Genomic DNA, 8,964 nt, shown 5'->3' with positions numbered 1-8,964 from the left:
CTGGTCTTCGGTAAATCTGCTGCGTTTCATCTCTGGTCCTTTCGGTGGGGCCAGAGTCTATCTCAAACTGGATTAGCTCCTGGAGGCAACGTCAGCGCGCATCGTCCCGCGCCACGATCGCGATCCCCCGGTGCACGGTGGGCCAGCCCAAGCAGCTGACATCCTCACAACGCGCTCACAGCCGCCTCGCGCGCGCCGCCAGCGATACACCCACAACCGCAGAACACGCCAAAAAAAGACAAACGCAGAAAATACCGGTCCTCAGAGCAAGCGCGGGGGGCGGCTCGCCGGGGCTGCCGATGCGACGCCAACACAAGAAGACACGCAACAACGCCCGCCAAAAACGCACGCGTTCCGAAAAGTGAAATGGCATGGTGTGAGCGAGATTGAAGCGAGCCAAAAGCCGGGCATGAGTAGGCGGAGCGCGTTCGTGAAATCCGCGAGCTTCTTTGTGCGAAAAATACCGCAAACTCTGAGACGGAACCTCGCGCCGCCACGTCACTCGCCTGCTGCTGCGAAGCGATAATTTAAATTATCACCGAGTGATCTCTTCTAGCCACCGAATGACAAGGCGAACGGGGCGAGGGATGGCAAAAGTCACAATGCAGAGGAGGATAGACTGCGCGGGGCCAAATTTCATACCGCTTATCAAGCCGCACCCACTTCCGACGGATGGACAGCGGAGCGCGATCGGATCGCACAATTCACTCGGGCACATGAGCTGTTTGAAATCAATAGCATGACAACGCGTGATGCCTGAGTTAACAAGCGAAAGACACTAGGGAGCATCAGTATGGATGGCACTTTCGCGGTTCTATTTCTCATTGCCGGCTTGACGGACATGGGCGTCAATCACTGCCCGGAGCAGGGGTGCCTGGCGCCTGAGGCGAGCGAGAGCAGGTTGGCGTTGAGTTTTGGCGATGTGATGTACCAGGAAGACCAAGTCGATCGGGAAATGTATTTGCGGTACGATCTTCCGACAAACTATGGGCCCTTCCAACCGGCAATCGGCGCGTCACTCTCGGGCGATGGAACGGCCTGGGCTGGGGCTGGTGCGACCTGGACGACGCACTTTGACAGGGCGTACATGCAGTTGCACCTGATGCCAGGTGTCTACGCACGTGGAGATGGCCCTGACCTCGGCAGCACGATCGAATTCAGGTCTGGCGTCGAAATCGGTTTCGAGGCGTATAATGGCATCCGATACGGGGTGTCGTATGACCATCGCTCCAACGCGGATCTGTCTTCGGTCAACCCGGGTCTGGAGACGCTTCAGTTCAGAATCTCATTCCCGCTGAACTGAGCGGGACACGCTGCTATTACGACATACGGCGTGAAGCGGATAAGCCGAACGCCAACTCCTCATTGATGGTGACGCTTTATATCACCCACATCGAGGAGGGGAGATGCATCAAGTTCATGTGCATCCAGCATCGCCGCCACTTTTTCGAGTGAGGCTATAAGCTGTGCCTTTTCCCAGTCCTTGAGGGCTTCGAATTTGCGCACGTATCTTTGCTGCAGTGGATCAGGCGCATCGGCAAGTGTCTGAAAACCCTTGTCGGTTACCACGATATTCATCTGCCGCCGGTCCACCTGGCTGCGCTCGCGTTTGAGCACGCCCTGCTTTTCGAGCTTGTCCAGCAGCGCTGTCACCGTGGCCTGGGTTACACCCATCTGGACTGAGATCGCCTTGGGGGTACTTATGCCCTTCTCTGCGATCAGTTGCAGCACGCGGAACTGAACCGGGCTGAGGCCTGCCGCCTGGGCCAGCTCTTTGCCGAAAAGCTCAGTGGCGCGCAAAATGCGCCGCAAGGCAATCAGGCTGATATCCGTGCGATCCATATCCAGTCGTCCCAAACCAATGTCCGTGGCATCGTCGCACCGCTTGGGGTGAATGGCAATTCTTTGCATAGCTGTATATTTTTGCTGTCTCATGCTAAGTAAAAAGGGCGCTGTGACCTAAGTTTTCAAGGGGCAAATGCTCCAACAACCTGCTTATTTGCCGAAAAAGTACTTAGTACAGTTGAAATATATCCCTACCGCGTTATTTAGAGTGTCGAAGCAACAAGAGTGCAGGACCCATGCTCGACGGAAGCGGAACTATACAATCGACAACACTTACTTTGCGCAAACCCACGCGTGAGGATGGAGAGGCCATCTGGCAGCTCATTCGCGCGTGCAAGCCACTTGATGAGAATTCGATGTATTGCAACCTCGTGCAGTGCGACCACTTCGCCGACACCTGCGTGATCGCAGAGACGCCCGAACATGGCGTCGTTGGTTGGGTGTCGGGCCACATGGTTCCCAGCGACCCCGACGCGATATTCGTGTGGCAGGTTGCCGTTTCGCCTGATGCCCGTGGCATGGGCCTGGGCGGCAAAATGTTGTCGCACCTGATCAACCGCGACGTTGCATCAGACGTGACCCGACTGCAAACCACGATCACGCTGGACAACGACGCGTCTTGGGCGCTGTTCCGGCGCTTTGCCAGCCGCATGGGCGGCGAACTGACCCATGAGCCGCATTTCGAGCGGAAAGACCATTTTGGCGGTCATCACGATACCGAACATATGGTCACGATCAAGCTGCGTGAGACGGGCGTGCGCAAGGCCGCCTGATCCGCACTGCGCGATCAACCTCCCCCTAATAGACATCAAGGAAACCCTGACATGCCGACTGATAAGTCTGCCCAAAAAGCTGTTTTTGAACGGCGTGAGTCCGAGGCGCGCAGCTACTGCCGCAACTTTGACACCGTATTCACCTCCGCCACCGGGTCGGAAATGACCGATTCCGACGGACGTACCTATATTGATTTCCTGGCTGGGTGTTCGTCGCTCAACTACGGTCACAATGATCCCGACATGAAGGCCGCGCTGATCGATCACATCAGCAACGATGGAATTTCGCACGGCCTGGACATGTACACGGATTCCAAGGCCGCCTTTCTGACGGCATTCGAGGAAAAGATCCTCAAGCCGCGGAACATGGATCACAAGGTGATGATGACCGGCCCCACCGGCACCAATGCCGTCGAGGCCGCTATGAAGCTGGCCCGCAAGGTGACAGGCCGGACCAATATCATCGCGTTTACCAACGGATTTCATGGGATGACCATGGGCGCGTTGGCTGCCACCGGCAATTCCGGCAAACGCGCAGGTGGCGGGATGCCCCTGCAAGGCATCACCCGTATGCCCTATGAGGGTGCCTTGGGCGAAGATGTCGACACGCTGTCGATCATCGAAACCATGCTGAGCAACGACAGCTCGGGTATCGACGCCCCTGCGGCGTTCCTGCTTGAGCCCGTGCAGGGCGAAGGTGGTCTGAATGCCGCGAGCGCCGAGTGGATGCGCGGGATCGCCCGCATCGCCAAGCAACACGGCGCGCTGCTGATTGTCGATGACATCCAGGCGGGTACGGGCCGCACCGGTACATTCTTCTCCTTCGAAGAGATGGGTATCGAGCCGGACCTGATCCCGATGGCCAAGTCGCTGTCGGGCATGGGCCTTCCGTTTGCTGCGCTGCTGTTGAAGCCCGAGTTGGATATCTGGAAGCCGGCCGAGCATAACGGAACGTTCCGCGGTAACACCCATGCCTTTGTCACCGCCCGCGTCGCGATTGAGAAATTCTGGAGTGACGATTCCTTTCAGAAAGAGATCGCCACGAAAGCAGGTATCCTGACCGAGGCGATGCACGCCCTGGCCAAGGAAATTCCGGGTGCCAAGCTCAAGGGTCGTGGCATGATGCAAGGTGTCGACGTCGGTTCGGGAGAGTTGGCGGGCGCTATTTGTGCGGAGTGTTTCCGCAACGGCCTGATCATCGAAACCTCTGGGGCCGATGACGAAGTGGTCAAGGTACTGGCGCCGCTGACCACTCCCGTGGAAACTTTCCGTTCGGGACTTAAGATTCTGTTGGAGGCAGCCGCCTCGCAGAGCACCAACAAGATTGCAGCGGAGTAACACCATGATTGTACGTGATTTCAACGAGATCGTTAAAAGCGAAAAAGACCGGGTGACCTCGGATGCCAAGTGGACGTCAGTCCGGATGCTGTTGGCGAACGACGGGATGGGCTTCTCATTCCACATTACGTTCCTGGAAGCGGGCTCGGAACATACGTTCCATTACAAGAACCACTTCGAAAGCGTCTATTGCATGCAGGGCACGGGCCGGATCACCGACCTCGCCACGGGCGAGACGCATGAGATCAAGCCGGGCGTGATGTATGCCTTGGATGAGCATGACAAGCACACTGTCGTGGCTTACGAAGAGCTGGTCATGGCCTGCTGTTTCAACCCGCCTGTGACCGGCACCGAGGTGCACCGCGAAGACGGCTCCTACGCAGCCGCTGAAGAGCTGGCCTGAGGTCATATGGTCGGCAGAAGTGCCGGCCATTCGCCCGTGACAGACAAAATACAGGAGCCCGGCCCGTTGTGCCGGGAGACCAGACAGTGACATTTTCCAGACATACCGTCGAAAAAATTGGTGGCACCTCGATGAGCAAGGTGCACGAGTTGCGTGATACGTTGCTGATCGGCGAGCGGACGGGTGCCGACCTCTACGGTCGCATCTTTGTCGTTTCGGCCTTTGGTGGCATCACCAATCTGCTTCTTGAGCACAAGAAATCCGGGACGCCTGGCGTTTACGGCCTGTTTTCCAACGACGACAACGCACATGGCTGGCTGGATGCGCTTACGCAGGTGGCCGACGGGATGCGGGATGCGCACAACACCGTGCTTGAGCACCCTGCCGACGTCGTGGCTGCGGACGAGTTCGTGCGTGAGCGGATTGAGGGGGCACGCTCTTGCCTGTTCGATTTGCAGCGGCTGTGTTCGTATGGCCATTTCCGCTTGTCCGATCACATGATGGATATCCGCGAACTGCTGTCGGGTCTGGGCGAAAGCCATTCGGCGTTCGTGACGACGCGCATGTTGCAGCGCGCCGGTGTCAACGCACGGTACGTGGATCTGAGCGGGTGGCGCGACGAAAGCGTCCTGAACCTGCAGGAACGGATCGCGCGAGCGTTGGATGGCGTCGATCTGGAGACTGAGCTGCCGATCGTCACTGGTTATGCGCAATGTACCGAAGGCCTGATGCGGGAATTCGACCGGGGTTATTCCGAGGTCACATTTTCCAACATCGCTGCATATACCGGCGCGGCCGAGGCTATCATCCACAAGGAATTTCACCTGTCGTCTGCCGATCCCAATCTTGTCGGCGCGGACGCCGTGCGCAAATTGGGCCACACCAACTATGATGTGGCCGATCAGCTGTCGAACATGGGCATGGAAGCAATCCACCCCAAGGCTGCCAAGACGTTGCGCAAGGCGGGGATTCCGCTCAGGGTCGCCAATGCGTTCGAGCCGAATGATCCTGGCACCCTTATCGATGACACCGAAGCCGAGGAAGCCTCGGTCGAAATCGTGACCGGCCTGGGCGTCGCGGCGCTTGAGGTGTTCGAACAGGATATGGTCGGTGTGAAGGGGTATGATCAGGGCATTCTGGATGTGTTGACGCGCCACAAGGTACGCATCGTGTCGAAGGCGACGAACGCCAACACGATCACGCATTATCTCGATGCACCACTCAAGGCGATGCGTCGGGTCGAACGGGATGTGCAGCAGTCGTTTCCGAACGCAAGGATCAAGGTCAACCGCATGGCGCTTGTCTCGGTCATCGGCCGCGACCTCGCCGGGCTTGATGTGACAGAGCATGGCCTGACGGCACTTCGCAGCGGTGGCGTCAAGACGCTGGCGGTGCAGCATTTGCCCGGAAGCGTTGACGTGCAGTACATGGTTGCACAAGACCAGGAAGATGATGCGATCCGCTTGCTGCACAAGCAATTCGTGGAAGAAGCCTCGGCGCGCCTAAAGGCCGCCTGAGACCCACGAAAGAAGCCCCTTGGGGGAGGGGGAGCCGCGCGCCGGGCCGTCGATACGGTCTAGCGCGCGGCTTTTTCGTGCCAGCGATATACGCGCCTGGCAGCCTGCTGGCCGGTCAGTCTATCGGGCTGATCGTCCCGAGGATATAGGCGGGTTCGCCCTGGCCATCACGCAGGACAGACCCTTTGGCGCGAACACGGCGGGGTGTGCCGTCGGGCAAGGCAATAGAGGCGTCATAAGCGAACGCCTTGCCGGTCAAGATTGCACTCTCGAACTTGGCGCGCACGGTATCGTGGTCACTCTGGATGTAGCTGTCGCAGGTGGTTTCCAGCGTCACAGGCAGGTCATCGGTTTCGCCCAGACCATACAGCTGCCGTGTTTCGGGTGACCAGGTGAACATGTCGGTCTGGATCACATAACGCCATTGTGCCAGCCCGGTGATGTTGTTGATCAGCTGCGTGACCTCCTTGATCGAGGCCAGTTCCCGGTCCAGTACCGAAATCGTCAGGCCGGAGAGGTCGAGTTTGGCATCGCTGTAGGGCGCGAGCGAAAGTCGATAGTTCGCGCCTTCCGTGTCGATCATGAATTCCTGTGTCTGGCGCAGGTTGAACACTTCGGCAGCGGGACGGCTGAGATTGGGAAAACCTTCCGGGATCGTGAGTTGCGACAGGTGGAGACCAGTCGAGGGGATTTCGTCGATCTTGAAGAACTTGCGGGCAAGATCCGAGGCGCGCCGCACCATAAGAGCTGGATCGACGGCAAGGATGATGAACGGGCTATCCTTGAGAATGGCGTCGAGATCGGCGAGCACGGCCTGCAATTCAGCCGAGTTGATCTGAAGCTCCTCGTTGACAGTGATCAGCTCTTCGTTGGCCGATTGCATTTCCTCGTTCGAGGTCTCGAGCTCTTCGTTGGTGGCCTGAAGTTCCTCGTTGGTGGATTGCATTTCCTCGTTGACCGATTGCAGTTCCTCGTTCGTGGTCTGCAACTCCTCGACTGTCTGTTGCAGGGCATCCTGGGTCGAGCGCATGTCGGTTTCCATGCGTTCGATATACGCGCGATCCGCTCCGTCCAGGGACGTGCTTTCCAGGACGCGCTTGTCCTCTGTCTTGGTGTGGATGGCGATCAGGCAGTTTTCCTGACTGCCCGAGGCCCCCGCAATTGGGAAGCAATGAAAGCGCAGGCGGTTGCTGTCGGGCAGGTCAAATTCGTGCCACCGGCTGGAGCGCTGACGGTTGGTCTTGAGAGAGATGGCCATGAGGCTGATCACCTCGTCCCGCAGTGTCTTGCGCAACAGCCGGGTTGTCATGGCAAGCGGTCCATGTTCGCTGATCTCGATGAAAGGAGAGATGTCGCCGATCACGCGCAGGATATCGCCATGTTTCGTGGCCAGGAAGCCATTTGGGGCGACAGCCTTGACGAGTGAATCGAACATGGCATCAGACGCCTTGTCCCGTTCCTTTCGCGCACCGACGACATCTGGCGGTTCGATCATGCTGTGGCGGTGGGACGTCGAAGACAGATCCGGAAAGCGATAGTTTGTTACCCGCGAGCTGCGACGCTTGCCGAATATCTTTTCCGCACCGGCGCGAACCTCGAAATGTGCCTCCATTGACCCGACGGATTCCGAGGTGCCGAAAAACAGCAACCCGTCTGGCGCCAGAGCATAGTGAATGCGGTAGAGCACCCGTTCCTGCAACGCGGTTTCGAAGTAGATCAGCAAGTTGCGGATGCTGACCAGGTCGAGATTGATGAACGGCGGGTCCTGAAAGATGTTGTGACGTGAGAACAACGTGACATCGCGCAACTCTCGCAAGACCCGCAGCTCGTTCCCGGTGATTTCGAAATACCGGGCCAGCAGATGTGATGGAATATCCTGTGCGGCAGAGATCGGGTAAACGCCGCGCCGGGCAACGTCGAGCGCGCGTTCATCGATATCAGTCGCAAAGATCTGCAACTGGCTTTTTTTCAGCGCCTTCGGGCCACCAAGGGCCTCGGCAAAGAGAATGGCGATCGAATAGGCTTCTTCGCCCGTAGCGCAACCGGTGACCCAGACGCGCAGCTGGCGTTTGCCCTCATGTTCGACCAGGCCTTCGATCTGGGTCTTGAGCTGATCGAACTGCCGTGGGTCGCGGAAAAACCGCGTGACGGAGATCAACAGATCCTTGTAAAGCGCGTCAACCTCGACCTGCGAGGTGCGACAGTGGTCGACGTAATCGTTGTAGGTGTCGATGCTGAGGGCGTTCATCCGTCGGGCAATGCGACGGTTGACGGTATTTTCCTTGTAGCCGCGAAAATCCACGCCGGTTCGGGCCAGCAGGATCTGCAAAAGGTCTGACAGACGGGTCGGTTGTTGGCTGATGACTTTCAGGTCATCGAAATTGCGCGGCTGCGACAGGATGCGTTCGAATTGCTGGCCGATACGTTCCGGGGTCAGGCTGAGGTCGATACATCCAGTGGCGATGGCCGAGGCTGGCATCCCGTCGTACTTGGCCGAGTCGACTTCCTGCGCGATCGTGATGCCACCTGCTTCCCGGATCGCCTGCACGCCGTAGCTGCCGTCGCTGCCGGTTCCGGAGAGCACGATCGCAACCGAATTTTCGCCGCATTCGGCCGCCAAGCTCTGAAACAGGCGGTCGGCCGACGGCTTGGGTGTCGCGGGGTGCCCGAAGGGTTCGACCAGGGTCAGGGCGCCATCCTTCATGATCACATCGGAATTCGGTGGCGTGACGTAGATCGTGCTGGCCTCGGGGATAACGGTTTCTTGCAGCTCGACGACCGGCAGCTTGGTTCCGCGAGAAATCAATGAGGTCAGAAGGCTCTTGTGGGTCGGCGACATGTGCTGCGCGATGACGTAGCTGGCATGAACCGAGGTTGTCAGATTCTGCACCAGAAGCGACACCGCCTCCAGTCCGCCAGCCGAAGCGGCGATCCCGACCATCCGCAGGGAATCCCGATCCGTATCGCCTGCTTGCGAGCTTTGTTCGCTATCTTTCACTTTGGTCACTGCCCACCTTCCGCTTGCGCTTTTCTGCGGCCAAAACTCCAAGGGAATGCAATGAATGCGATCCCGTACGCTTCCCGGTTC

General features: G+C 58.3%; 7 protein-coding genes. 5 read left to right on the top strand and 2 right to left on the bottom strand.

The window, feature by feature from the left end; translation table 11 throughout:
* Window positions 1-793: 793 nt before the first annotated feature.
* Window positions 794-1,303, top strand: a complete 510-nt coding sequence (locus tag DL237_RS12140; protein WP_119399320.1) for an acyloxyacyl hydrolase — start codon at window positions 794-796, stop codon at window positions 1,301-1,303.
* Window positions 1,304-1,362: 59 nt separating this feature from the next.
* Here the strand turns inward: DL237_RS12140 and DL237_RS12135 are convergent, their stop codons facing one another.
* A complete protein-coding gene (locus tag DL237_RS12135) occupies window positions 1,363-1,842 on the bottom strand; it encodes a MarR family winged helix-turn-helix transcriptional regulator (RefSeq protein ID WP_119399319.1) in 480 nt (159 codons plus the stop codon).
* 239 nt (window positions 1,843-2,081) lie between these two features.
* Between DL237_RS12135 and ectA the strand changes: the two genes are divergently transcribed.
* The 4 genes from ectA to DL237_RS12115 all read left to right on the top strand — a co-directional run bounded on the left by ectA (window position 2,082) and on the right by DL237_RS12115 (window position 5,876).
* A complete protein-coding gene (gene ectA / locus DL237_RS12130; protein WP_119399318.1) occupies window positions 2,082-2,618 on the top strand; it encodes a diaminobutyrate acetyltransferase in 537 nt (178 codons plus the stop codon).
* 51 nt (window positions 2,619-2,669) lie between these two features.
* Window positions 2,670-3,956 carry a diaminobutyrate--2-oxoglutarate transaminase gene (gene ectB, locus DL237_RS12125; protein ID WP_119399317.1) on the top strand — a complete coding sequence of 429 codons (1,287 nt, stop codon included), beginning with the start codon at window positions 2,670-2,672 and terminating at the stop codon, window positions 3,954-3,956.
* Between the two features lie 4 nt (window positions 3,957-3,960).
* Entirely contained in the window at window positions 3,961-4,359 is a 399-nt protein-coding gene (locus DL237_RS12120) for an ectoine synthase (protein WP_119399316.1), read from the top strand.
* Window positions 4,360-4,445: 86 nt separating this feature from the next.
* Complete coding sequence (locus tag DL237_RS12115) at window positions 4,446-5,876, top strand: aspartate kinase (RefSeq protein ID WP_119399315.1); 1,431 nt, start codon at window positions 4,446-4,448, stop codon at window positions 5,874-5,876.
* Between the two features lie 115 nt (window positions 5,877-5,991).
* On the opposite strand, the gene DL237_RS12110 is transcribed toward DL237_RS12115, so the two are convergent.
* Window positions 5,992-8,817, bottom strand: a complete 2,826-nt coding sequence (locus DL237_RS12110; RefSeq protein ID WP_407691907.1) for a chemotaxis protein CheB — start codon at window positions 8,815-8,817, stop codon at window positions 5,992-5,994.
* Window positions 8,818-8,964: the final 147 nt, after the last annotated feature.

This window comes from Pseudooceanicola sediminis (assembly GCF_003575965.1).
Taxonomy (GTDB): Bacteria; Pseudomonadota; Alphaproteobacteria; order Rhodobacterales; family Rhodobacteraceae; genus Pseudooceanicola; species Pseudooceanicola sediminis.
Note: the sequence above shows the minus strand (reverse complement) of the source record. Positions and strands in the feature narration are given on the sequence as shown.